The sequence below is a fragment of the Shewanella donghaensis genome, from assembly GCF_007567505.1.
Lineage (GTDB): Bacteria > Pseudomonadota > Gammaproteobacteria > Enterobacterales > Shewanellaceae > Shewanella > Shewanella donghaensis.
Map to the genome: position 1 here is coordinate 4,384,630 of NZ_CP041783.1, position 25,716 is coordinate 4,410,345.

The 25,716-nt window shown below is 39.5% G+C and carries 25 protein-coding genes; 13 read left to right on the forward strand and 12 right to left on the reverse strand.

Going from position 1 to position 25,716, the window contains the following annotated elements; all coding sequences use genetic code 11:
- Nucleotides 1–87 precede the first annotated feature (87 nt).
- Nucleotides 88–1,686 carry an AMP-binding protein gene (locus FPK91_RS18710; RefSeq protein ID WP_144213249.1) on the reverse strand — a complete coding sequence of 533 codons (1,599 nt, stop codon included), beginning with the start codon at nucleotides 1,684–1,686 and terminating at the stop codon, nucleotides 88–90.
- 478 nt (nucleotides 1,687–2,164) lie between these two features.
- Here FPK91_RS18710 and FPK91_RS18715 point away from each other — a divergent pair, with 478 nt between their 5' ends.
- Nucleotides 2,165–4,732 (forward strand): TonB-dependent receptor plug domain-containing protein, encoded by a 2,568-nt coding sequence (locus FPK91_RS18715; RefSeq protein ID WP_405127320.1) that lies wholly within the window; start codon nucleotides 2,165–2,167, stop codon nucleotides 4,730–4,732.
- 97 nt (nucleotides 4,733–4,829) lie between these two features.
- Here FPK91_RS18715 and FPK91_RS18720 read toward each other — a convergent pair whose 3' ends face one another.
- Nucleotides 4,830–5,360, reverse strand: coding sequence for a thioredoxin family protein (locus FPK91_RS18720; protein ID WP_144213253.1), 531 nt, complete (start codon nucleotides 5,358–5,360; stop codon nucleotides 4,830–4,832).
- 207 nt (nucleotides 5,361–5,567) lie between these two features.
- Between FPK91_RS18720 and FPK91_RS18725 the strand changes: the two genes are divergently transcribed.
- The gene (locus FPK91_RS18725; RefSeq protein WP_144214587.1) at nucleotides 5,568–6,185 is read left to right on the forward strand and encodes a LysE family translocator; all 618 of its coding nucleotides are present in this window, start codon (nucleotides 5,568–5,570) and stop codon (nucleotides 6,183–6,185) included.
- Between the two features lie 64 nt (nucleotides 6,186–6,249).
- Here FPK91_RS18725 and FPK91_RS18730 read toward each other — a convergent pair whose 3' ends face one another.
- The gene (locus FPK91_RS18730; RefSeq protein WP_144213255.1) at nucleotides 6,250–6,582 is read right to left on the reverse strand and encodes a DUF3144 domain-containing protein; all 333 of its coding nucleotides are present in this window, start codon (nucleotides 6,580–6,582) and stop codon (nucleotides 6,250–6,252) included.
- Between the two features lie 117 nt (nucleotides 6,583–6,699).
- Entirely contained in the window at nucleotides 6,700–7,245 is a 546-nt protein-coding gene (locus tag FPK91_RS18735; RefSeq protein WP_144213257.1) for a type II secretion system protein, read from the reverse strand.
- Between the two features lie 66 nt (nucleotides 7,246–7,311).
- On the opposite strand from FPK91_RS18735, the gene ung reads away from it, so the two are divergent.
- Nucleotides 7,312–7,977 (forward strand): uracil-DNA glycosylase, encoded by a 666-nt coding sequence (gene ung, locus FPK91_RS18740; protein ID WP_144213259.1) that lies wholly within the window; start codon nucleotides 7,312–7,314, stop codon nucleotides 7,975–7,977.
- Nucleotides 7,978–8,088: 111 nt separating this feature from the next.
- Here ung and ispB read toward each other — a convergent pair whose 3' ends face one another.
- Nucleotides 8,089–9,060: an octaprenyl diphosphate synthase gene (gene ispB / locus FPK91_RS18745; protein WP_144213261.1), complete on the reverse strand. Its 972-nt coding sequence runs from the start codon at nucleotides 9,058–9,060 to the stop codon at nucleotides 8,089–8,091.
- Nucleotides 9,061–9,339: 279 nt separating this feature from the next.
- On the opposite strand from ispB, the gene rplU reads away from it, so the two are divergent.
- The 7 genes from rplU (at nucleotide 9,340) to FPK91_RS18780 (ending at nucleotide 13,602) form a co-directional block, all read left to right on the forward strand.
- The gene (rplU, locus tag FPK91_RS18750; protein ID WP_055024329.1) at nucleotides 9,340–9,651 is read left to right on the forward strand and encodes a 50S ribosomal protein L21; all 312 of its coding nucleotides are present in this window, start codon (nucleotides 9,340–9,342) and stop codon (nucleotides 9,649–9,651) included.
- A 16-nt stretch (nucleotides 9,652–9,667) separates the two neighbouring features.
- Nucleotides 9,668–9,922: a 50S ribosomal protein L27 gene (rpmA, locus tag FPK91_RS18755; RefSeq protein WP_055024328.1), complete on the forward strand. Its 255-nt coding sequence runs from the start codon at nucleotides 9,668–9,670 to the stop codon at nucleotides 9,920–9,922.
- Between the two features lie 271 nt (nucleotides 9,923–10,193).
- The gene (gene cgtA / locus FPK91_RS18760; protein ID WP_144213262.1) at nucleotides 10,194–11,366 is read left to right on the forward strand and encodes an Obg family GTPase CgtA; all 1,173 of its coding nucleotides are present in this window, start codon (nucleotides 10,194–10,196) and stop codon (nucleotides 11,364–11,366) included.
- Nucleotides 11,367–11,389: 23 nt separating this feature from the next.
- A complete protein-coding gene (locus FPK91_RS18765; protein WP_144213264.1) occupies nucleotides 11,390–12,154 on the forward strand; it encodes a threonine/serine exporter family protein in 765 nt (254 codons plus the stop codon).
- Complete coding sequence (locus tag FPK91_RS18770; RefSeq protein ID WP_144213266.1) at nucleotides 12,151–12,618, forward strand: threonine/serine exporter family protein; 468 nt, start codon at nucleotides 12,151–12,153, stop codon at nucleotides 12,616–12,618. Before FPK91_RS18765 ends, FPK91_RS18770 begins: the two co-directional genes overlap by 4 nt.
- 28 nt (nucleotides 12,619–12,646) lie before the next feature.
- Entirely contained in the window at nucleotides 12,647–13,123 is a 477-nt protein-coding gene (gene folA / locus FPK91_RS18775; protein WP_144213268.1) for a type 3 dihydrofolate reductase, read from the forward strand.
- Nucleotides 13,124–13,209: 86 nt separating this feature from the next.
- Entirely contained in the window at nucleotides 13,210–13,602 is a 393-nt protein-coding gene (locus tag FPK91_RS18780; RefSeq protein WP_144213270.1) for a DUF3718 domain-containing protein, read from the forward strand.
- Nucleotides 13,603–13,927: 325 nt separating this feature from the next.
- Here the strand turns inward: FPK91_RS18780 and FPK91_RS18785 are convergent, their stop codons facing one another.
- The 7 genes from FPK91_RS18785 to lptD form a co-directional block, all read right to left on the reverse strand.
- Nucleotides 13,928–15,949, reverse strand: coding sequence for a HAMP domain-containing methyl-accepting chemotaxis protein (locus FPK91_RS18785; RefSeq protein ID WP_144213272.1), 2,022 nt, complete (start codon nucleotides 15,947–15,949; stop codon nucleotides 13,928–13,930).
- A 119-nt stretch (nucleotides 15,950–16,068) separates the two neighbouring features.
- The gene (locus FPK91_RS18790; RefSeq protein WP_144213274.1) at nucleotides 16,069–16,887 is read right to left on the reverse strand and encodes a symmetrical bis(5'-nucleosyl)-tetraphosphatase; all 819 of its coding nucleotides are present in this window, start codon (nucleotides 16,885–16,887) and stop codon (nucleotides 16,069–16,071) included.
- Nucleotides 16,888–16,891: 4 nt separating this feature from the next.
- Nucleotides 16,892–17,272, reverse strand: coding sequence for a Co2+/Mg2+ efflux protein ApaG (gene apaG, locus FPK91_RS18795; RefSeq protein WP_144213276.1), 381 nt, complete (start codon nucleotides 17,270–17,272; stop codon nucleotides 16,892–16,894).
- Nucleotides 17,273–17,324: 52 nt separating this feature from the next.
- The gene (gene rsmA / locus FPK91_RS18800) at nucleotides 17,325–18,128 is read right to left on the reverse strand and encodes a 16S rRNA (adenine(1518)-N(6)/adenine(1519)-N(6))-dimethyltransferase RsmA (protein WP_144213278.1); all 804 of its coding nucleotides are present in this window, start codon (nucleotides 18,126–18,128) and stop codon (nucleotides 17,325–17,327) included.
- 6 nt (nucleotides 18,129–18,134) lie between these two features.
- Nucleotides 18,135–19,121 carry a 4-hydroxythreonine-4-phosphate dehydrogenase PdxA gene (gene pdxA, locus FPK91_RS18805; protein ID WP_144213280.1) on the reverse strand — a complete coding sequence of 329 codons (987 nt, stop codon included), beginning with the start codon at nucleotides 19,119–19,121 and terminating at the stop codon, nucleotides 18,135–18,137.
- A gap of 9 nt (nucleotides 19,122–19,130) precedes the next feature.
- Complete coding sequence (gene surA, locus FPK91_RS18810; RefSeq protein WP_144213282.1) at nucleotides 19,131–20,435, reverse strand: peptidylprolyl isomerase SurA; 1,305 nt, start codon at nucleotides 20,433–20,435, stop codon at nucleotides 19,131–19,133.
- Between the two features lie 122 nt (nucleotides 20,436–20,557).
- Nucleotides 20,558–22,855, reverse strand: a complete 2,298-nt coding sequence (lptD, locus tag FPK91_RS18815; RefSeq protein WP_144213284.1) for an LPS assembly protein LptD — start codon at nucleotides 22,853–22,855, stop codon at nucleotides 20,558–20,560.
- Nucleotides 22,856–22,987: 132 nt separating this feature from the next.
- Here lptD and FPK91_RS18820 point away from each other — a divergent pair, with 132 nt between their 5' ends.
- The 3 genes from FPK91_RS18820 to djlA all read left to right on the forward strand — a co-directional run bounded on the left by FPK91_RS18820 (nucleotide 22,988) and on the right by djlA (nucleotide 25,655).
- Nucleotides 22,988–24,007 (forward strand): aminoglycoside phosphotransferase family protein, encoded by a 1,020-nt coding sequence (locus FPK91_RS18820; RefSeq protein WP_144213287.1) that lies wholly within the window; start codon nucleotides 22,988–22,990, stop codon nucleotides 24,005–24,007.
- Nucleotides 24,008–24,105: 98 nt separating this feature from the next.
- Nucleotides 24,106–24,783, forward strand: coding sequence for an N-acetylmuramate alpha-1-phosphate uridylyltransferase MurU (murU, locus tag FPK91_RS18825; protein WP_144213289.1), 678 nt, complete (start codon nucleotides 24,106–24,108; stop codon nucleotides 24,781–24,783).
- A gap of 95 nt (nucleotides 24,784–24,878) precedes the next feature.
- Complete coding sequence (gene djlA / locus FPK91_RS18830) at nucleotides 24,879–25,655, forward strand: co-chaperone DjlA (protein ID WP_144213291.1); 777 nt, start codon at nucleotides 24,879–24,881, stop codon at nucleotides 25,653–25,655.
- The last annotated feature ends 61 nt before the right edge of the window (nucleotides 25,656–25,716 follow it).

A 25,716-nucleotide genomic window follows, 5' to 3' on the forward strand; every position in this document is an offset into this window, starting at 1 on the left:
TATTAGCTCTGTAACGATAAAAGAGCCTTCAATATTGAAGGCTTTTTAGTTTGAGCTTATAGGTTGAAACTCTTTAGTTGTGAATAACTACTTTCTTAATTCACGCCTTAATATTTTACCGACTGTGCTTTTAGGTAACTGGTCTGTAAATTCAATAATGCGTGGGATCTTGTATGCCGTTAATTGGCTTCGACAATAATCAGAGATCTGCTGTTTCGTCTGCGCCTCATCTACTGAAGCTTCTTTTAGCACAATCACTGCTTTGACTGCTTCGCCAGACTTTTCATCTGTAACACCCACTACAGCACATTCCAGCACTAATTCATTTTGGGATAATATATCTTCAACTTCATTAGGGTAAACATTAAAGCCAGAAACGATAATCATGTCTTTTTTGCGGTCAACAATTTTGTGCAGTCCATCTTCAGTCGCAATGGCAATATCTCCCGTTTTGAAATAGCCATCACAGGTCATGACTTTGGCTGTTTCTTCTGGCTTTTGCCAATAACCTTGCATAACTTGTGGGCCTTTAACGGCGAGTTCACCAGCTTCACCTAGAGCAACTTCTTCATCATTTATATCCAGAATTTTTACCTTGGTGGCTAATACGGGTTTACCAATAGTGCCTAATTGCTGATAGCCTGGAGCGTTTAAACTGACTACAGGTGCCGTTTCCGATAAGCCGTAACCTTCAGAAATCATACAACCGGTGGTTTTCTGCCAAATATTTGCTGCTGCGCTAGTAAGGGCTGTACCGCCAGAGATAGTGATGGTTAACTTACTGAAGTCCAATGCTTGAAACTCTGGCTGGTGGCAAAGACCCACAAACAAGGTATTTAGACCCGCGAATCCGGTAAATGGGTAACTGGCCATCGTCTTAATAAGGCCAGCAATGTCACGTGGGTTAGGGATCAGAACCGAACAACTGCCTGATTCAAAATAGAGTACTAAATTCACCATAAAGGCATAGATATGATAGATAGGTAGAGGTGCAACAAAAATGTCATGACCTGGGGTCATGGTGCTGGCTATACGAGATTTAACTTGAGCTGAGTTAGCTAGCATATTGCGATGGCTTAGCATTGCACCTTTTGATAACCCCGTGGTGCCGCCAGTGTATTGTAGTGCAGCAAGATCTTCTTGGCTTGGCTTATATGGACTAAAGCTAACTTGTGAGCCTTGTTCGAGCATGTGATTAAATTCGACTTTAGCAAAAGGCGTATCAACTTGAGGTTGAGGATTAATCAAATCTAGCGCATGGGTGCTGATGATTAAATCAATACCTGTATTAGCTACCACATTATTGAGTGTGGGTAGTAAGTCAGATAGCACCACCAATGCTTTTGCACCTGAATCATTAAACTGATGAGTTAACTCTCGCTCAGTATATAACGGGTTGGTGTTGACGATAATAAGCCCGGCACGAATAGCACCGTAGGCAGCAATAACAAATTGGGTGATATTGGGTAGCTGAATTGCAATACGATCACCCGGTTGCAATTCGGAGTGGTTTTGCATGTAAGCGGCAAAATGTCGTGAAGCGATTTCAATTTCATTAAACGTTGTTTGCTTACCCAAACAAGCATAAGCCACATTCTCACCGTATCGACGACAAGTTTGTTCAATCAGATCAACCAATGAACTGTACTGATTTAGATTGAGTTCTGTTTCTGCATCGTATGCCATGTCTATCACCCTTGTTGTTATTTTTCGTAGGTCTTTTAAACGAGCGTTTAGATTAGAGTGGTTTAGTCTATAAGGTCAACATTATTCGTTCATTATTTGGCTTATATTGTTAATATTAATAGAGTTTTAACTCTATTAATAAGTCAGTTCTAAGATGCCACAAGATGTAGTTGCTGGTTATTTGAACTGCTTGTTTGTGAAAAATTGGCCTTTAATATTAGGCTTTAGTTATTTATAGGTGCTTTAAACTGCTTTTGTTCATTTTTACTTGTTAAATTAGTTTTTTGTACTGAAATCTACTCAAAATACGTAGATTATTTTGAAGGGGAATAGAAATTGTTAGCAATTAGGGTTTATTTGTTATAGAAATGTAACTGAGATGATGCATTTCATTTTGGGAGAGACAATTTTTTAAACATATGTTTATGAATAATTAATTAGTCACAAGCAAAAATATAATAAATATAGAGATCATATAATGACCAATCTAAAGAAAACAAAGAAGTTTGGCTTTAGCTCATTAAGCCTCGCCATAACAGTAGCCTTGACCAGCTCTGTTATCACGACTCAAGCTGCTGCAGCGGATGAAGAAGCTGCTGAGAATGTCGAAAAAATTGCCGTGGTAGGTAGCCGTGCTGCGCCTCGATCAATTGGTGATTCACCAGTACCCATCGATATTATTAGTGCCGAAGATTTAAGAAAGAATGGCTCTACTGACATGATTGACATGTTGGTGACGACAGTTCCATCATTTAATTCTCGTGCTCAACCTATTAGTGATGCTGCCACTCTTGTTCGTCCTGTCAATTTACGTGGCTTACCTTCTGATAGTACTTTGATTCTTGTTAATGGTAAGCGACGTCATCGTGCATCTGTAATAGCATTCCAAGGCGGCGGTATTAACGATGGTGCTCAAGGGCCTGATATTTCTGTTATTCCTAGTGCTGCTTTAAAACAAGTTGAAGTGTTACGTGATGGTGCTGCAGCACAATATGGCTCAGATGCTATTGCTGGTGTAATGAACTTCCAACTAAAAGATAGCGCTGAAGGTGGCTCATTATCTGTCACTCATGGTGAATATTATGAAGGCGATGGTGCTTCAACAACGATTGATGGCAATATTGGTTTACCGCTAACTGATGCTGGCTTTGTTAATATTAGTGGCCAGTATAAAACGGCAGATGCTACGAGCCGAAGTGTACAGCGTCCTGATGCAGCAGGCTTAATAGAAGGAGGCAATACCTTTGTTAATGATCCTGCTCAAGTCTGGGGGAACCCTGAGATTGAAGACGATTATAGTGTGTTTGTTAATGCCGGTTTTGATTTAAACGACAAACACAGTCTTTATGCTTTTGGTAATGTATCGTCAAAAGATGCCATCGGTGGTTTCTACTATCGTAACCCTCATAATCGTGGCAATGTTTACTCGGTAGACGGTGGTGAAACCTTGCTAGTTGGTGCCGTTAATGGCGATCAATCTACTTGTGCTGTTGTGCCTGCTAATGTTCCAAATGTCCTTGATACCCCAGAATATGCTGCAATGGTCGCAGATCCTAACTGTTTCTCTATGAACCAAGTGCGCCCTGGCGGTTACACACCACAATTTGCTGGCACTATTGAAGATATGTCTTTCTTTGCCGGAATTAAAGGTGAACTAGGAGAGTGGGCTTATGATGCCAGTGCGGGTACTGGTGCAAACAAAGCTAGTTTTAGTTTAAGAAATTCACTGAATCCTTCTTTAGGCTTAGCTGCAAATCCAGAAGATACTCAAACAGATTTCGAAACTGGTGCATACGAGCAAGTTGAAACGACCGTTAACTTAGATTTTTCTCGTTATTTCACTCTTGGATCAATTGAAGATATTAGTTTTGCAACAGGGGTTGAATGGCGCGAAGAGTCATTCGAAATCACTCAAGGTGAAGAAGCTTCTTGGTTAGCTGGACCTTATGCGGATCAAGGTTTCAATATCGGTTCTCATGGTTTTAAGGGTTTTGGTCCTGAATCGGCTGGGAAAAACTCACGCAGTAATTATGGTATCTATGCCGATGCTGAAGCATATTTAACTGATGATTGGTTATTAGGTGCTGCATTACGTTATGAAGATTTTTCTACCTTTGGTGATACATTAAATTATAAAATTTCAACTCAGTACTCTGTTAATGATTATTTCTCTATTCGTGGGTCGCATAGCACAGGTTTCAGAGCGCCAACAGTAGGTCAAGAGAATGTTGTTAACACCCAAACATCAATTGTAAATGGTGATTTGATTCAAACATTCATTGCTCCTCCAACTGATCCACTAGCTGCATATTACGGTGGTGAAGTACTAGAACCTGAAGAATCTATCAGTTTTGCGCTAGGTACTGTATTTGAATATGAAGATTTCTTCTTAACCGTAGATTATTACAATATTGAAGTAACAGGGCGAATTGCTCAGTCAAGCCAAATCTCCGTTGAAGAAGATGATTATGATGATTTAAGAGCAGTAGGAGTTGAGTTTCCAGAGCTAATTTCTGCAGTGACTTATTATACCAATGATTTTGATACTACAACTCAAGGTGTTGACATTGTTGGTTCGTATGAAACTGAGCTGATGTCTGGCGATTCAATGTTTAGTCTTGCTTATGGTTGGACTGATACTAATGTTGATAAATTTGATCCGGATACTACTGATGAAGGGAAGGTTCGTCGTTTAGAAGATGGTATTCCGGCTCATCGTGCAACATTGACTTGGAACCAAAGTTGGGACCAATTGAATGTTTCACTTCGTGGTAATTACTTCGGTGAATACTATGCAACTCATGCGGATGATACGTCTGAGTGGGGTTCTGAAACGGCAGATTCAGCAATCACAGTTGATTTAGAAGTAAGTTACACCATGCTTGAGTCGCTTACTGTTTCAATTGGAGCGAATAACATCTTCGATCAAGAGGCTCAAAAACTCAAAGACGGTACATTAGGTGAGTTAGGCGCAATTTATTATGAAAGTGGTCCATTCGATTATAACGGTGGTTTTTATTACGGTAAGTTAAGCTACAGCTTTTAATTATTTAAATTGAATAAAAAAGACTGCAAATGCAGTCTTTTTTTATTTATATCACTTATTTTTTTGTTTAATTAATTTCGAGAACGAAAGTGGTTTTTTATTTTACAACATCTAAAGTGTAAAATAGAGACTCAATACTCAGCACTACCGGTAATAGAATGCCTTTTGGATGCTTGGGTCCGTAAACTTTATTAAATGGTGTTCCCATACCGCCTTCATTTACCACATAAGTTTCGATGAGTGCATCGGGTTCAGTCCAATTACCTTGCATAAGAATGATATTATCTGCATCTAATGCATTCACGACTTTTTCTCTATGAGTCACATTGGCTTGGTTGGTTCTACATGGAAGACACCAATCAGCGTATACATCGACAAATACGGTGTAACCCTGTGCGACTAATGGCTCTATTTGACTTGGATCTAGCCTTTGCCACTCTAGGCGCTTATAAGCATTATAATCTTCATCTTGTTGTAAAAAAGAGTAAACGCCACCAAAACATAATGTCATAAAACTCAATAACACGATTATTGCTGTTGGGATATTTTTTCCTTTGATTTTCAAGATAATCAATAAGGTGATACCGGTTAGCAGTAACCCAAGTAATATTGGCAGTAATAAGCTCATTTCGCTCTCTCGTTTATAGGTGTTCTTTAATAGGCTAATGACTATATCAAGTTTTACTTAATTTGAGGTTAAAACGATGTTGTGATTATTTATTCGTGATAACGTTGCGCTTTCTAGATACTGATATTAAAGCCTTAATACGGTTTTTTAGTTACATTGTTTACCGGTATCGATACAAATTTAAAAAATAATAATTCGGGAAATGAGATGGAATTAAGTACGTGGTTGGGTTTGCTGGCGATTTGTTGTTTAGGTGCCATGTCGCCTGGCCCAAGTTTAGCAATGGTGCTGAAACATACGCTTTCGGGCGGCAGGTTACATGGAGTAGTTTGTGCTTGGGCTCATTCCATAGGTATTGGGGTTTATGCCTTAGTGACATTGTTAGGGTTGGCAGTTGTATTAGAAAAGTCACCGCTAGTATTTAACGGAATCGCGATTATTGGCGCTCTGTATTTGGCTTGGATGGGATTTCAGGCTTTGTCATCAAAAGGAGGAATGGAGCAGAAGTTACAAGCAGGTGAGTCAGCTTCATTACTTGAGGCAGCAAGAGATGGCTTAGCTATTTCTTTATTTAACCCTAAAATATTATTATTCTTTTTAGCATTATTTAGTCAATTTGTACTCGCTGCTGAAACAGTTACAGGCCAAACATTGATTGTATTAACACCTTTGGTTGTTGATGGGCTTTGGTACACAATCATTGCCGTTGTACTATCCCATGGACCGATATTAAATCGTTTAAAAAGTAAGGCTGCTTTGATTGATAAATTGTCTGGAGTGGTGCTTATTTTACTGGCGATTAGAGTCTTAATAGATATATTTTAAATTCGTTTACTTGAAATGAAAAAAGCCATCATTAGATGGCTTTTTTATTGAAAAAATAGGATTTTTAGTTCTTAAAAACTTGAACTGAATCATCTTTCTCTACAGCTTTTTCTTCTGCAGGTTGTTGGCTGCCTGGAGGGTTTTTAATATGGTCATTTAGGTTCTCGTTCAACATACCTTTGAACTCATCAGTGAACCAATTTAACGCATTCTCTTTCTCAGCTTCTAGGTCTGATGATTTGACTGAAGCTTCAAATGCATTATAACGAGCTGCAGCAAAACGAAGTGCTGTACCGACTTTGCCAATATCATTTTCTTGTTGGCCAAGTTGGTTTGCTAGCGCGATAAATTGATCCGCAATCTGGTACATGGTTGTTTCAGTTTTTTCTTCTGACATATTTTCCACTTTAATTTAGTACTAGTTGAATTGTTGGTAGTTTACCCATTTTATAATCTAAATTCAGGTAAAAAACCATTCAGTTTGCGGAATAGATCCAACTTTTACTTATAAATTTTAACTTCCGGGGTCTGCATCAGTAATGACCTGTCCATTACGTGAGTCATAGTAGATCGATAAATTGGTGAGTTGATTGTAAATATAACGACATTGATCTGGATTAATGTAAGTGGCTTGATAATCAGAAATTTCAGGATCCGCATCAGTTGAAACACTAGGTGCATCTTGCAAAACGGTTTCCCACACAGAAATACAATCATCAGTGTTGTTTAAACGCGGAGAGGACTCGAAAGGAGGCCAGTTTTGCGCCGGATAACCCCACTCATTAATATCTAATTGGCCATCAGTACCTGCATTTTCAAAAATAGCGAGATTGTCAGCAGGACCAGAATAGCCTAAAGAAGCCCATTTTATATGCGCAAGGCTAATACCAGATGAAAAACTGCCACCTGTTCCTTTTACGCTTGCTACATGCGCATCTTGTTGAAGATTGATAAACTTAGGCAGGGCAACAACGGCTAAAACGGCTAGAATAATGATGACAACGACAAGTTCAATTAATGTAAAACCAGTCTGATGGGCTTTGGGTGTTTTTGGTTTCATATAAGATTCTTTTTTATTTTTATCGTTTAATTATAATTTAGCTTGGCATTTTTGGGTAGGTATGGAATGAAATATTTAGATTGGCAACAATTATTTGATGAACAACTACAGCAAGATTACTACCTTGCTCTGTCGCATTTTTTAGAATCTGAATATGCTCAAGGTAAAGTTATATACCCACCAAAAGAAGATATGTTTACCGCCTTCGATTTAACGGCGTTAGATAAAGTTAAAGTGGTTATACTTGGGCAAGATCCCTACCATGGTGCCGGGCAGGCTCATGGTTTATGTTTCTCTGTAAAAGGAGGCGTTAAAATACCGCCTTCACTGGTTAATATATACAAAGAGCTCAAACAAGACATCGATGGATTTGAAGTGCCCACCCACGGAAATCTAACGTCTTGGGCCGACCAAGGGATTTTATTGCTTAATACAGTGTTAACAGTTGAGGAAAGTAAAGCTCATTCGCACTCAAAAGCCGGCTGGGAGCTTTTTACTGATAAAGTAATGCAGTGTCTTAATGAAAGGGATAAAGCCATTATATTTGTGTTTTGGGGAGCTCATGCAATAAAGAAAGGGCGTTGGATTACCGCGCCACAACATCATATTCTATCAGGGCCTCACCCATCCCCTTTGTCGGCTTATCGTGGTTTTTTCGGCTGCAAACACTTTTCTACGATTAATGAATTATTAGTGGCAAAGAAACATACGCCGATTAATTGGCAAGTTTAGCTTTTCTTTTCATATACGCAGAAAAAATGCACTTGATAAAAATCAAGTGCATTTTAATTTCGAACGGGTAGTTAATAAGCCTCAATGACATTGAAAATCAATGGCAACTTATTAGTTATTACGTTGAACTGAAATTTTAGCCAGCGAAATTAGTGCAGTCTTATAATCACTGTCAGCAATGGGGGCTAATGCGGCAATAGCCTTGTCAGCTTCTTCATTAGCTTTTTGTTTGGTGTACTCTAATGCGCCTGATTCCTGCAATGCCGCAACTATTTCATCAATCGCTTTAGTGCCATCACCTTTCTCAATGGCTTCTTTGATAAGTGCTTTAGCGTTGTCATTGCCATGTGCCATTGCGTAGATAAGAGGTAAGGTCGGCTTACCTTCTGCAAGGTCATCACCAATATTCTTACCTAGCTCATCACTATCAGCTGTGTAATCTAAAAGATCATCAGTTAACTGGAATGCAGTACCCAAAAACTTACCGTATTCGCCTAATGCAGTTTGCTGCTCTTGACTCACTTCAGCAATGACACCTGTGAGTAAGGTCGCAGCCTCAAATAATTTAGCTGTTTTGCAGTAAATTACTCGCATATAATTCTCTTCAGTGGTTTCAGGGTCATTACAATTCATTAATTGTAAAACTTCACCTTCTGCAAGAATATTGGTGGTGTCAGCAAGAACACGTAGTACTTTCATGCTATCTAACTCAGTCATCATTTGAAATGAGCGAGTATACAAAAAGTCACCGACTAAAACGCTAGCACTATTACCGAATAGAGCATTGGCGGTTTTACGGCCACGTCTTAAGGTCGATTCATCAACGACATCATCGTGTAGTAAAGATGCGGTGTGAATAAATTCTATAATGGCTGCTAACTTAAGATGCTCTTCACCTTTGTAGTCGATAGCACGGGCAGCTAGTACTGAAAGTAATGGGCGAAGTCGTTTTCCACCGCCATTAATAATGTAAAAACCGAGTTGGTTTATTAATGCAACATCAGACTCAAGTTGTTTGTAAATTAACTGATTGACGGCTTGCATGTCGTTATCAGCTAGTTGACGAATGGCGTTCAAATCCATAATGGTCTCTAGTTATTAGGCTATCGGACAATATATTCTTGCCCACTATATAAGGTTCAGGTTGTATATTAACAAATTTTAACTAATTTTCATGCCTTAGACAGCTTTTGTTCTTAGATAGTGGGAGTTGAGCCGAGCTTTTTTTATTGATTCAAATTTAACGCTTGCCAGAATACAATTCTTGCCGTAGAATCCGCGCCCATTGTCATTAAAAGTTTTTAGCACCCGATATCTATAATAATTGAATCGGAGTGTTAGCCCATTTGGAGTGAAATAGCTATGTACGCTGTTTTTCAAAGTGGCGGAAAGCAACATCGTGTTGCTGAAGGTCATACAGTTCGTCTAGAAAAAATTGAAGTTGCTACCGGTGAAACTATTGAGTTTGACCAAGTATTATTGGTTGCTGATGGTGAGAACGTTCACGTTGGTGCTCCTCTAGTTGCAGGTGGTAAAGTTGTTGCTGAAGTGGTTAGCCACGGTCGCGGTGAGAAAGTAACTATTCAAAAGTTCAATCGTCGTAAGCATCACGAAAAGAAAATGGGCCATCGTCAATGGTTCACCGAAGTTAAAATCACTGCGATTAGCGCATAATTTAGGAGTCTAACTCATGGCACATAAAAAAGCTGGCGGTTCTACTCGTAACGGCCGCGATTCGGAAAGTAAACGTCTTGGTGTTAAGCGTTTTGGTGGTGAATCAGTTGTAGCTGGTAACATCATCGTTCGTCAACGTGGTACTAAATTCCACGCTGGTGTAAACGTAGGTATTGGTCGTGACCATACTTTGTTTGCATTAACAGACGGCAAAGTTAAGTTTCAAGTAAAAGGTCCTAATAACCGTAAGTTTATTAGCATCGAAGCTTAATCTAGACTCTAATCAGTCTTTGAAAGCCCTGCCTTCTGGTGGGGCTTTTGTGTTTATTTACTTCATTGTTGACTTCTTTAGCTAAACTTTAAACCCGTGAATATATTCATGATTTTTTGTTTGCTACAGTAACGGTGAAGTCTATCAGTGTTAACACTGATAATTATTTATTATGCAGTAAGCGATTTGTGGTGATTGTATCTTCTACGCTTCCCTGCAAACCTCATTTTTGAGGTTATAATTGACACATTAAGTGGTGTCAGGAGTTTGTATGAAGTTTATTGATGAGGCTAAAATCAGAGTTGAAGCGGGTGACGGTGGCAGTGGCTGCGTTAGCTTCAGACGTGAGAAATATGTCCCAGACGGCGGCCCAGATGGTGGTGACGGCGGTGATGGTGGCAATGTATTTTTAGTCGCAGATGAAAACATGAACACGCTTATCGATTTCCGTTTTGTTAGCTCTCATATTGCTGAGCGTGGTAAAAATGGACGTGGTCGTGATGCAACTGGCCATGGCGGTAAAGATCTGTTTTTAAAAGTACCAGTCGGTACTCGTGCAGCAGATTTTGATACTGAAGAACAATTGGGTGATTTAACCACTCACGGACAAAAGTTACTTGTTGCTAAAGGTGGTTTCCACGGACTAGGTAATACTCGATTTAAAACGAGTACTAACCGTGCCCCAAGACAAAAAACATTAGGTACAGAAGGCGAAGTTCGCTTCTTGAAGCTTGAGCTATTATTACTTGCTGATGTTGGGCTGTTAGGTTTACCTAATGCAGGTAAATCAACGTTTATTCGTTCAGTATCTCGTGCAACACCAAAAGTCGCTGATTACCCGTTCACCACATTAGTGCCAAATTTGGGCGTTGTCAGTCCTCGACCTGGTCAAAACTTTGTTATTGCCGATATTCCTGGATTGATCGAAGGTGCATCTGATGGTGCAGGACTTGGTATTCGATTCTTGAAACATTTAGAGCGTTGTCGAGTGTTATTGCACATTATCGATATCGATCCAATCGATGGTAGCGATCCAGTCGAATCTGCGCGTTCAATTGTTGCAGAGCTTGAGAAGTACTCTCCGAAGCTTGCTGCTAAGCCGCGTTGGTTAGTCTTTAATAAAATCGATTTATTGCAAGAAGATGAGCTTGCTGAAAAAATGGATCGTATTGTTAAAGAAATGGATTGGCAAGGCGACATTTACACCATGTCTGCATTTAACCGAATCAATACCAAAGAAATCAGCTTAAAGTTATTAGACTTCATTACTTCGTTGCCTCCCGAAGATGAAGGTACTAGCCCTGATGACGAAGTTGAGTTTAAGTGGGATAACTACCATGAGACTAGTGTTGAATCAGTTAATGAAGACTTCAAAGGTGACGATGACCTTGATGATGACTTCGATGATGATGATTACGATGTAGAAATTATCTACCAACGTTAACTTTGAGTATTTAAGAGAGACAAGTGTACGCAGAAACTCAAAATGATATCACTCGTCTCGTTGTACGAAGTGCACAATTACTCTTAGCCTATGGTGCTGAATCTGATCTTGTTGAAGAGATCAGTCAGCGCTTAGGTAAAGCACTAGGTCTCGCTAGTGTTGAACTCTCAATCTCTTCCAATTCTCTCGTGTTAACCAGCTTAGCCCATGGGCGATGCATCACCACCACAAGACGTATCCGCGCGCATGGCATCAATATGATGGTAGTTTGTGAAGTGCAGCGAATTTGCTTGCTTGCAGAACGTGGTGTTTATACAACCAAACAAGTTAAAAGACGTTTAAATCGAATTGAACCTAAAAGCTATCCAGCAAAATACGTCATCTTAATGATTGGCTTATCATGCGCCAGTTTTTGTCATCTTTTTGGCGGCGATTTAGCAGCAAGTGTGATTACTTTTTTTGCCTCTGCTGTTGGTATGTCTGTGCGTTTGTTCTTAGTGAGTAAGCATTTTAATTTATTGATAATATTTGCTATTACGGCTTTTATTACGACGTTAATTGCTCAAGTAGGTTACGTGGTCGATTTGACCGGCACCCCTAAAATCCCTATGGCAGCAAGTGTACTGATGTTAGTGCCAGGTTTTCCGATGATAAATGCGATTTCTGATATGGTTAAAGGCCATATGAATGTCGGGATTTCTCGCTGGGGCTTGGCAACACTGTTAACGCTCTCTACCGTCATAGGCATTACTCTTGCTATGTCACTCGGAGGGAGCCTGCTTCCATGAACCTCATTTTAGAACTACTGCATGATGCGTTATTTTCAGCAATCCCTGCGGTAGGTTTTGCCATGGTATTTAATGTACCAAAGCGATTTTTACCTTATTGCGCTATCGCTGGCGCAATCGGTCATAGTGCTAGAACTTTGCTAATGCATATTGACATGCCGATTGAATGGGCAACTTTCACGGCAGCAGCTTTAGTCGGCATTGTTACAATACAATTTGCTAAACGTCACCTTGCCCCCCCGTTAATGTACGCAGTAGCGGCTATCATCCCCATGGTTCCAGGAACATATGCATATAATACTTTAATCGCGATAGTGCAATTAAATGTGCAAGAACAAGTTAGCAGTGATTTAACATCAATAGTTATCGCAAACGGCTTGAAAACCGTGTTTATACTTGGTGCTTTAGCTGTTGGACTAGCAATGCCATCACTTGTTTATTATCGAACCAGACCTATTATTTAAAATTTTTTAGCATTTATAAGGATTTTACATGCGCATCGCAATGATTGCCGCTATGGCCAATAACCGCGTAATCGGCAAAGACAATAAAATGCCATGGCACTTGCCAGAAGATTTAAAACATTTCAAAGCTATGACGCTGGGCAAACCGGTAGTTATGGGGCGCAAAACCTACGAATCAATTGGAAGACCTCTTCCTGGAAGACACAATATTGTGATTACCCGTCAGGCTGATTATCAGATTGAAGGGGTATCATGTGTAAACTCTTTTGCTGCAGCAAAGCAAATTGCTGGTGATTGTGAAGAATTAGTTGTTATTGGCGGCGGTCAACTCTATCAAGAAATTTTACCATTGGCCGATATATTGTATCTAACCTTCATTGAGCTAACTGTTGATGGCGATACCTTTTTTCCTGAATGGGATGATGGAAGCTGGAAGTTGCAAGATAAGGTTACAGAAATAAATGCAGCACAATTGCAATATAGCTTTAACACCATGGTTAAATAATGTTAAATTGTTGGCTGTTTTACCCTGAATAGATACTTACCCTCGATGGTAAGTTGAAAATAATAATACCTTTAAAGGAGTGTCAGATGCGTCTAATGCCTGTGGCCGTAGCCGTCCTAATTGCAGCATCTTCTGTGTCAATCCCTGCCGTTGCTAATACTGATCAACTCGTAGCTAACATTTGTGATTACGTTAAATCTAATGACAAAAACCGCCTACGTAAAAAATTAAAAGAAAGCCGTGTAAAGTTACGCAATATTTATTCTGGTATTTCTTGTGATGGTAGTAGCTTATTAAGAACAGCTTACAACTCAAATTCTTTTGAAGTTGGTGAGTACATTGCTAAACGTCTTCCTGCTGGTGATTTAAGCCAAGCAGAAGCTGACGGTCAAAGTATTCTTGATTGGGCTAATGCCAATGGTCATAGCGGTAGTGCTATTACTGCTGCAGTACAAAACCGTATCAATGGCGGTGAATAGCTCGTATGAGTTGTCCACTGTTTCAGTTTTATACCGCTAAATAAAAAACCGCCTATGGCGGTTTTTTTGTTTATGAACAAGCTCCAGATAATCATCGCCGCGGTAATGATATATTTTAGCCCTCTATTTATAAAATCAGCTTATGTTGTTGAGTTTGGTAGCAGAATACGCTTACTGTCCTAATAAAGTCTCATGCTACTTATGGCAAACTCATCGCAATTTTTTATTTTAAAAATTCAGCTTGTAAACAAACTATATACTTGGATTTAACCCATTAAAAAAGGCTCCTAAGAGCCTTTTTTGTGTTTTACTTGGCGTGTGTTCGTTAAACTTTAAATTCTCTCACAGAGCTTTGTAGCTCTTCAGAGAGCATTGCAACCTGATGACTAGATTGGGCGGTTTGATCTGCACCTGTCGCAGTTTCCTCTGAAATTGCAGCAATGTGCTCTAACATTTCGGATACTTGCTGGCTCACAAGGTTTTGTTCTTGGGCTGCATGAGCAATATGGTTTCCAGAGTCATAAGCTTTATGCACTGATTGACTAATCGTCTCTAAAGCTAGATTAGCTTGTTCAGTCTTATCGACACAGCTAGTTGCTTGTGTTTGTCCAAGCTCCATTACAGAAACCGCCTGTTGAGCACCTTGCTGCAGTACTTCAATCATTTGTTGAATTTCGCTAGTCGATTTCTGTGTTCTAGAAGCAAGATTTCTGACTTCGTCAGCGACAACGGCGAAACCGCGACCTTGTTCACCCGCTCGGGCAGCTTCAATTGCAGCATTGAGTGCTAATAAGTTAGTTTGGTCGGCTATAGCGCGGATCACATCAAGAATCGAGCCGATAGAAGCACTATCTGTATGAACTTTATTAATGACTGTCGCAGCTTTACCCACTTCTTCAGCAAGGGCAAGAATCGTAACTTTATTCTCTTCAGCAAGCTTACGCATATGCTGAGTTTCTTGGTCAGCTTGCTTTATTTGCTCTAGGGCTTGGTCTGCACTCATTGAAACTTGTTGAGCACTTGAGCTAAGTTGAGTCGTTGCTGTAGCCACTTGGTCAACCTGACTTTTTTGCTCTTGAATGCTTGAGGTTGTTTGAGTGGTAATTGCTGATGTTTCTTCAGCTGCCGCTGCCAATTGATTTGAACGGTCCAAAATACCGACAATTAGATTACTTAAGCTATCGACTAGGCTGTTACAATTTTTAGCTAATTGAGCAAATTCGTCATGGCCAGTATCATCAAGTTTGTAGGTTAAATCACCTGAAGCTAAGATATTTAATGCACGGTTAACACGTTCAAGAGAGCGGGTTAATGGCTTAACAACGGCAATGCTAACCACGATAGAGACGAAAATGGCTAGAATAACCACAAACATCGTTTTTAAACTCGCAGAGTCGATATTGTCAATGGCGCTATTACTAATGTCAGTCGTAAAATTTTCGATATTATTGGTTAGGTTGTGCATCTTAGCGTTAAGGTCTAAGCGATCTTTATCGGTAGCTGCCAGCATTTTAACCGCTGCTTGATCATGCTTTAGTTGTTGACCTTTAAGAGCCACAATTGAATTGTTACCATTGACTAATGCAAATACCGCTGAACTTTCAGCGTTTAAATCATCAAGAGTTCCATCACTAATAATGCCACGACCTTGTAAATTAATATGGTCTATTTTTGCTCGTGTATCACTGAGCATATACTCAAGTTCTTTAACAATGACATTGTATTTGCTGTTATCTGTTGCCGCGACGAGATCATAGATTGTAGTAATAATATTAATAAAATTACTATCGACCACACCGGCTGATGCTGCAATGCTTTGCTCTGTTACGTCATCGCTCATTTCTAAATCTATGAGGTCGAGCAAAATTGAAGAAGCATCATCTGCACTGTTTTCTAAGTCATCACGCAGAGTGACTAACTTTTCATGTTTGATTAGTGCACTTTCATGCTCTTGCAGCATCAAAGCACTATTTTTTTCATAGCTGGCATAACTACGTTTAAGTTGAGAAAGGTTAGCTGAAAACTCTTGTTTGTCAGAGACTAAACTCGATAATTTGTTTAACTTGTTTCCAAATTCCGCAGACTGGTTTTTGATATTTATTTTTACAGCAGGGATTTTAGAAGCTTGATCGGTGTAATAGCCAAAAAGGATTTGAATTTGTTGACCACTTAAATTTTCAGTCAATTCACCGGTAGTAATAAGTGCAGGTAAACTGATTTTTTGTAAGGTGGTTGTACTGTCTTTAATTGTATTGTTGGTAAGCAAAGATACGCCACCTAATACGATTAAAAGAAGAGTAACAACAGTAAAACCGCCAATTACTCTGGTGGCAACGTTAAATTTCATAGCATACTCCGGCTGTTATTATTTTATCCCGAATTTATCTCTTTGATCACTCAGGGTAATATGATCAGTTGAGATCTGTAAACTGTATCGGCTTTGTTAATGGAAAGTTTAATGTTTTCTTAATTATATATTTTATTTTGTTCAATTTTTTCATTAGTTTCTAAGTGCCATAGGGTTAAATGTTCACCCCAACAGCAACCAGTGTCTAGTGCTTGCATATTAGGTTGATTAACAACACCCATTAATGCTGCCCAGTGACCAAAAACGAGAGTGTGGCTTCGCTTTAATTCAGAGTCAAATTCAAACCATGGTGTCAGTTCTGAAGACTTCTCTGTAATCGGTGTCTTGCATAGAAAATCTAAACTGCCATCGGTATTCAAATAGCGCATCCGAGTTAAGGCATTTATACAGTAACGTAATCTAACCAAACCCGTTGATTTACTATCCCATAAATCAGCTTCATCAGTGTACATTTTAGCGATAAGTGATTTTATATAATCATCTTCTTGTAATGCTTCACTGACTGCTTTTGATTCAGTTAATAGTGTTTCTAGATCCCATTGGGGTGGAACACCGGCATGAGTCATAATCACATTATGGGAAGGTAGCGTTTGAACTAGTGGTTGTTTGCGGATCCAATCGATTAACTGAGGCAAGTCATCAGCTTTCAGAAGCTCATCAAGGTGATCTTTAGGGTTAGGTCTTTTTACTTTGCCGTTGAGGGCTAAAAGGTGTAAATCGTGATTACCCAATGTGATTTTGGCACTGGCATCTAAAGATTTTAAGTAACGCAGAGTCTGTAATGATCCATTACCTCGTGCAACCAAATCACCTACTGCCCACAATTCGTCTTTGGATGGGTTGAAGTCGACTTTAGCGAGGATGAGTTGCAATTCTTCAAAACAGCCTTGTATATCACCAACAAAATAATGTGCCATAAGATTATTGAAGAATACCTGGAATAGCTAATCTAAAAGTGGGAATCGTCGCTTTAAAAAGCTCTCCTTCTTTAGTGACCATTCCGTATGAGCCTTCCATAAAGCCTACAGGCGTTTCCATTACTGTTCCACTTGAGTATTGATATGCCGTATTGGGTTCAATTGTGGGGGTTTCACCGACTACACCAGGACCTTGAACTTCACTTTTCTCACCATTTGAATCAGTAATTATCCAATGGCGATCTTTTAGTGTGACTGGAGTTTCACTGAGATTGATTATCGTAATGGTATAGCTGAAAAGGAATTTTTGTTCTTCAGCTGAGGATTGCTGTTCTAGGTATTTAGTATCAACTTTTATTTTGATATTCGAGGCGATAGAGGTCATTTTTTTCCTAAAAGCAAAAGGGCACTTTAATGGAAAGTGCCCTTGGGGTTAACTATTTTTTGTCGCAAACTAAATTTGCTAGTGCAACATATTGCTCGACACTGATTTGCTCCGGTCGTAGCGTTGAATCTACTTTAAGAGCGCTGAACTCTTCATCCGTTATCATGTGCTTTAAGTTATTACGTAATGTCTTACGGCGCATGTTAAAGGCGGTTGTACACAGGTGTCTTAACACCGTGACGTCTTTACATGGAAACGGTTTAACATCGAAAGGTAATAAACGTACTACAGCTGAATCAACTTTAGGCGCTGGCGTAAAGCTTTCAGGTGGTACTTCAAGTACTGGAACAACTTTACAGTAATATTGCGCCATAACCGTCAAGCGGCCATAAGCTTTGGTGCCAGGGCTTGCTGAAAGACGTAATACCACTTCTTTTTGCAGCATAAAGTGCATTGTTTCAATGATTTCAGCAAACTCAAATAAATGAAACATCAATGGAGTTGAGATGTTGTAAGGTAAGTTACCAAACACTTTCATCTTCTTACCGTCTTGCTGAAGTTGGCTAAAGTCGAAGTTAAGTGCGTCACCTTGGTTGATATTAAGCTTATGCTTCAACACTGGGTGGTTCTCTAAACGCTCTACAAGATCTCTATCTAACTCAACTACGGTTAAGCTGTCTACTGACTCTGCCACAGGCTCAGTTAGTGCGCCCAAACCAGGACCAATTTCAACCATGACATGGTCATTGTCTGGAGAGATAGCACCGACGATTCTACTGATAACACTTTCATCAGTTAAAAAGTTTTGCCCGAAACGCTTTCTGGCCGTATGGCCTAAATGTACTTTATTGCTCATTGAAATTTAACTACTTACTTTTGAGGCCAATTCAATGGCTTTATTTAATGCACAGGTAAAACTACCGCAATCTGCTTCACCCGTTCCAGCTAGCTCTAAAGCTGTGCCATGATCGACTGAAGTTCTGATATACGGAAGACCTAAGGTTATGTTAACCGATTTCCCAAAGCCTAGAGATTTAAGCACTGGAAGTCCTTGGTCGTGATACATAGCAAGAACCACATCTGCTTCTTGTAAGTATTTAGGCTGGAATAATGTATCCGCAGGTAATGGACCCACAATATCAATACCTTGTTCTCTTAACTCGTTTAGAGCTGGGATCATGATATCTATTTCTTCTCGGCCTAAGTGTCCATCTTCACCAGCATGTGGATTAAGACCACATACGTATATTTTGGGTGAAGTAATACCAAATTTCTGCACTAAATCACTGTGCAAAATTTGAATGATATGATGTAAACGTTCTCGCGTAATCGCTTTTGCAACATAAGCTAAAGGAATGTGGGTGGTCATCAGCGCGACTTGTAATCCAGGCGCAGCCAGCATCATCACCACATCTTGACAGTTAGCTTGTAATGCAAAGAATTCTGTATGACCGCTAAATGGAATACCAGCTTGATTAATAATCCCTTTGTGTACAGGGCCCGTTACTACAGCTGCAAACTCATTTGTCATGTTCTTTTCACCTGCGTAGCGCAAGGTGTCGACCACATACTCACTATTTAGTTCGTTTAATTTTCCGCACTCAACATCAGCAACCAATGTAAAAGGGGCAATCGTTAACGTGCCAGCTTCTTGAGGCTTGGCAGGCAATGTCGGCTGATAAGGCTTTAAATTAAGTGGTAAACCGAGCATTTTAGCGCGGCTTGTTAATAAATCAGGATCGGCACAAACAACTAACTCAACAGGCCATGCCTGTTGAGCGAGTTTTATAACAAGATCTGGGCCGATACTTGCCGGTTCACCCGGCGTAATCGCAATGCGCATTGTCATTCAGTTAAGTTAACCTCGTGTACTCTCTTGTTCAAAAACTTCAATATAAGCTTCTGTACGCATCTCATCTAACCAGTTTTGAAGTTCTTCGTTGAACTTACGACGATAAATTAACTGGTGAGCACGATTGCTGTTGAACTGATCTGTAGCATCAGTTTTTCGTTTTTCTTCAAGTTGCACAATATGCCATCCGTGTGTTGTTCGGAATGGCTCACTGATTTCATCAACTTCAATACTTGCTAACATCTGAGAGAACTCAGGAACATATACTGTAGGTTCTGCCCAACCTAACTCACCACCTTTTGCTCCTGAACCAGGATCTTCAGAGTACTGGCGCGCAAGTGCTGCAAAGTCAGCTTCACCAGCCCGGATCTGTGTCAGGAAGCTTTCCAGCATAGCTTTGGCTCTTTCTTCTGACAAAATTGGTGAAGGTTTCAATAGTATATGACGTGATCTTACTTCATTAATTTCTTTTGTTTGTAGTCCACGAGCATCCATTATCTTAACGATATGAAAGCCTGAACCACTTTTAATCGGTCCGATTACATCCCCTGTTTTTGCATCAGTGACAACTTCTGCAAATAGGGTAGGCATTTCATTAACGCTCATGTAATCCCAGATACCACCTTCAAGTGCTTTTGGTCCTGAAGATGAAGCAATAGCCGTTCTACGGAAATCTTCGCCTTCATTTAAACGCCCTAGGACGATATTAGCTCGTTTACTCGAAGCTTCAAGTTGCTCACTTGTGGGGTTGTTGGGTACTTCGATTAAGATGTGACCGATTTGAAACTCGACATCTTTTAAACCTTGTTCCTGGATCATTTTTACCAGGTTACTGATTTCTTGTGGCGAGACCTGAATACGACGTTGAACTTGAATACGTTGTATTTCACCTAAGGTAATCTCTTCACGCAACTGTTCTCTATACTGACCAAAGCTCATTCCTTCGCTTTCAATTTGTTGTTGCATTTGTGACACAGAAAGCTTTTGCTCTTTAGCGATATTTTCTATGGTTTGATCAAGCTGTAAATCACCAATTGATAAGCCAATACGTTCAGCCATTTGCATTTGTAAATGCGTTAGGATTAGACGTTCAATAACTTGGGTGCGAAGAGCATTATCTGAAGGAAGACCTTGACCAGCCTTTTCAGCATTTGCTTTTACTGACGCCACCATGTGAGTGATTTCGCTGTCTAGAATAATACCTTCATTAATTTGTACCGCTACGCTATCCAGTTGGACTGGTACCGCTAAGGTTACTTGGCTTATAGCCATAGTAAATAAAGCAAAAATCATTTTCTTACAGTGTTTCATCCACGAAATCCTTGGCACTTTTAATTTTTAATTGCAGTGGTATTTAAGCCATTACAGTGTTGTTGTCTTTTAATAGGACTATTTGTTTTCCACTAGGTTCAGCAATCTATCACAAATGATGTCTAATTCCTCAAGTAAAGTGGTTTACGGTAGTTAAATAAGCCTTCATTTAGCATGTCTTCGACACCTAAAGGCCCTGAACCACCTAAACCTTTGATGATGAAGTTCAGATATACACCACTTTCAAATTCTTCTCTTGCATCAAGACTTGGGTTTAAATCATCGTCGTAATTGGTTTTGATACGGTAATGATAACTTAAGCGTAATGCCCAGCAACAAGATTCATACTGAAAACCGGTATAGGTTTCAATATTTCTCGATTCATTAAGATCATAATAAAAATTACCGACGAAATATAAGTCATCACTTAAAGGCCAAGATGTTCGCATGCCTATTTGAGAAATATTAACTCTATCGTTGGTGTTAGTGTTAAGTAAATCGGGTACATAGCGGTAGCTGAACTGTAGTAATTTATCATTATTGGGGCGAAAATCTAATGTCACTTCACTTTTCTTATTCTCGCCTCGTTCAGTGTCAAACTGAACTGCACCACTAATGAACCAATCTTGATAGATATTTGCATCAATTTCTGTTGCTAGTACAGAGGCTGAGGGAGCTGCTTCAAAATCACCAATATTATTAATTTTACTGTCATCGAAGAAAATTATTTGCCCGATGCTGAATTTAAGTTGCTCTACATTCGCTTCATCAAATAAGCGAGTGGTGACACCTAAGGTCATTTGGTTAGCATCTGCAATTCTATCTAAACCTGAAAACCTGCGGTCCCTGAACAAACCAAAATAATCTTCTTGTAATTGGGCTGTATCATAAATTCCAATGTTTGATTGATCTTCATAACCAACATATAAATACTGAAATTGCGGTTCTAATGTTTGCTTATAGCTAGTGCTAAACATTTCCATTTGTCGTTCGAAATTAATCAGGCCTTGAATACGAACCTGTGGGATGGTCCGGCTGACAGTATCATCGAGGTCTAAATCGCTTTCATTATCTTCTTGCCAATACTGGGTTTGCAACAATTTAACTTCACTAGTCAAAGAGCCTGCAGGTCCTTGTATAGGCCAACTGATACTCGGCTCCATATGAAAACGAGTCGCAGTAGAGTATTCGTTTTCTTTATGCTGGAAGTTGGTTAATTCTGAATTGAATTTAAAATCTAATTGATTCCAAAAGTCATTTGTTTGGTAATTAAAATTAAGCTGTGGCATGACTTGGTATGGTACTTCATCTTCGCCGAGGACTTTTATATCCTGCACGCGCATATTGAAATCCCAGTCCCGTTCAAAATAACTGATTTCACCAATGCGTGAGAGTTGATTATCGGTTGAACGATTAACGTCAGAATTCAAATCATTAAAGTAGTTATTATCTGAAACGTCAGTAAAGTTAGCTTGTACGCGCCAATTTTCGTTGATAGCGCCTTGGTGACGCCAATGATATAGGTATCGGTCAGGGCTATTATCAAGTTTGTCATCATTACCCAAGTATTCGAAATTGAGCTGTCCATCTTGGTTTTCACCGGCTAAATAGCGAAATTCGGTCTTAGTATAAAAACCGCGAGATGACATATAAGTCGGGGTGAAGGTTAAGTCATATTCTGGAGCAATATTCCAATAGTAAGGCACACTGGCTTCAACACCATTAGTGGTACTTGTGCTAAAACTTGGAAACAGTAAACCTGACTTTCTTTTATCTGAAATGGGTACTGTCATATAAGGGATGTACATCACAGGCACATCGCCTATTCGTAGCTTGGCTTCCCATATTTCTCCCCACTCTTCACTGCTATCAATACGAATTTCTTTCGCTTCAAGCAACCAGGAAGTATCCCCAGGTGGACAAGTGGTAAAATTGGTTTCGCGTAACTCTAAGTTATTTTGTTCAGTAATCTTTAACTGTTGAGCATCACCATGGATTTGTTGCCCATGTAGCCAATATTTAGCACCATCAAGAGTTGCACTGCTGGTTTGCATTTGCGCATTGAGTGAGTCAGCAGTAACGGTAAACAACTCATCACTAAACAGTAGATTACCTTTCGCATCTAATTGCTCATTCTTTTGGTCTAATATCGCTTCATCAGCACTAATATGACGTGAACCCTGACTAAAACTGACATTACCTGAAAAATGCGCTTTATCTCCCATTGCAGCTTCTGAACGATCCGAGAAAATAACAATATCTTCTTCAGAGATATTAGGCAGTTTTTCTCTATCATTAACTGAACTTGAGACGGGTGGGTTAATTGCACATTGAAGTTGAGCCGCTGATTTTTCAGTGGCCTCTTGTGCTAAAACGAGGTTTGGTAACAGGCTTAATGCCAGAAGGTAGCGGATATGCATTTTAATTAATGATTATGAATTCTTAGTCTAGAAAAATGAATCGAAAGAAGCCACAGCTATCATTTTATCTTTAGCTGTTTCCAAATGTTATGTTGGCTATAATAAAGCAATTTTCCAATAAGAGCCATTGAGATGAGTTTATCTGATACAAGATTTATTTTACTGAGTAAGTGGTTAAGTCAATATTTTAAGACAGATGTGTCACTTGAGCTGATTTGCGGTGATGCTAGTTTTCGACGTTATTTCCGCGTTCAACATTTAGCAAACACTTATATAGTCTCAGACTCACCTATTGAGCTTGTTCCTATAGAACCTTTTATTGACGTTGCTAAAGCTTATGCCAAAGCTGGGTTAATCGTGCCAGAAATAATTGCTAAAGATGACATTAACGGCTTTGTTTTGCAGTCTGATTTGGGTGATGATCAGCTATTATCCTATTTAACAGAGCAAACGGTTGCAGATTATTATCAAAAAGCATTGAGGTTATTGCCAAAGGTTGCGCAAGTTACCGCGACTGAAAAAAGTAATTTACCCTCGTATGACAATATTTTTGTTGAACGGGAGTTAGGGATATTTACTGAGTGGTTACTGAATGAATACTTGCAGTTATCAATTAGCGAGGTAGAAGAAGACGTTATTAATAATGCTTTTCAAGTCTTAATTAATAGTGCTGTTGAGCAACCTAAAGTTGGTATGCATCGTGATTTCCACAGCCGAAATATTCTGATAAATAAAAATAGCTTGGCCTTGATTGACTTTCAAGATGCTGTCGTGGGGCCTGTAACTTACGATGCAGTATCGCTGTTAAGAGATTGCTATGTTCGTTGGCCTGATGAAGTTATTGATACGCTCAAGCATATGCATTACACATTGTGTATCGACAACCAGTTATTCCCTAAAACTGTCAACTTTGAGCAATATCAGCGATGGTTTGATTTAATGGGTTTGCAACGACATATAAAAGCAGCGGGTATCTTTGCGAGGCTGAATCTTCGTGACGGTAAACCTGGCTACTTAAAAGATATTCCATTAACGCTTACTTATATTGTTGATATTGCCGCTTTATACCCAGAACTGAAAGATTTTAGTCATCTGATTCAGAATAAAGTAGTGAGTGCAGTTGCACTTAAATTAGATTCACCAGTTCTTTAATTAGCACTATTTAATAAATACTTTCTTATAAAAGCGGTGCTGAAAACGTTGTTGGTATAGGGTTGAGATTGGATTGGTAAGATTTGGGGATTACACACATGAAAGCAATGATTTTGGCGGCGGGTCGAGGAGAGCGGTTAAGACCTCTGACTGATACTTTGCCAAAGCCACTTATATCAGCGGCAGGTAAACCGTTAATTGTTTATCACCTAGAGAAACTGAGTCGCATTGGGGTTAATACTGTGGTGATTAATCATGCTTGGCTAGGACACAAGTTGGTTGAAGAGCTTGGAGATGGCAGTAAATGGAATATCAAAATTGAATACAGCGCTGAAGAAGTTGCCTTAGAAACTGCTGGCGGTATTAAGCAGGCTTTAAGCTTGTTAGGTGACGATCCATTTATGCTTATCAATGGCGATATATTTATCGAGGAATTACCAGATATTAAGCAGGCTATAGCATTATTAAATACTAATTCAGCGTTAGATGCTTTTTTATGGTTAGTCGATAATCCTCTGCATAATCCTAATGGCGACTTTGCTATAATTGATAACCAGTTAGCGCAAGACGGAATAACCAAGCTGACCTATTCAGGAATGGGTATTTATCACCCTAAAATGTTTAAATCTCTGCCAGAAGGCAAGCAAGCATTAGGCCCGTTGTTACGTGAAAAGATGGAACAAGGTCAAATAATAGGTGCACACAGCAAGAGTTATTGGTGTGATGTCGGTACCATTGAACGGTTAGAGCAATTAACACAGCATATTACACGCTAGATATTGATTATCATTTGTGTAAGCGACGTATCAACAAGATCATTAAGTGAAGCATAAAGCTTTAACTTTGTTATAAAGAATTAGCAGGAAAATAAATGCGTATTTGGGGTAAGTTCTTCGGTTTTTGTATCGGTTATATGTTCGGCAAAGGTTTCGGCGCATTGCTGGGCTTGTGGTTAGGACATATGTTTGATAAACGCAAAGGCTTTGCCGATATGATGCGTAAAGGACATGAGCGTCAAGCGCAATTTTTTAATACCACCTTTACTGTTATGGGCCACGTAGCCAAAGCCTCAGGTCATGTAACCGATATCGATATTCGTATTGCTAGCATGCTGATGGATCAAATGAAGCTAACCGGTGATGCTAGACGTGATGCGCAAGTGGCATTTAAAAATGGTCGTGACGCCAATTTTGATTTAGTGACTACATTACGTGAATTCCGTGCAATGACTCAAGGTCGACGTGAAATTTTACAAATGTTCCTTGAGATTCAAATTCAAACTGCGCTTTCTGATGGTGAATTACACAGTAAAGAAAAACAAATTTTATCGACGATTGCTAGGGAGCTAGGCTTAGGGCAAGAACACTTAGATGCGCTTCTTAATCGATGGCAAGCAGAATTTCACCACCATCAATCGGCTAACGGCAATGCCATGCAGTTGGGTGACGCTTATTCGTTGTTAGGAAAAGAAGAGTCTTCAAGCGATCAAGAAATTAAACGTGCTTACCGAAAGTTAATGAATGAGCATCATCCAGATAAGTTGGTCGCAAAAGGTTTACCTCAAGAGATGATGGAGCTTGCGAAAACTAAAGCACAGGATATTCAATCCGCATACGAGACCGTAAAAACGTCTCGAGGAATGAAATGAATACCAATGGAATCAGCTTAAGATAATAACTAAAAATTAGGCATAATGTTTTACAGGGAGT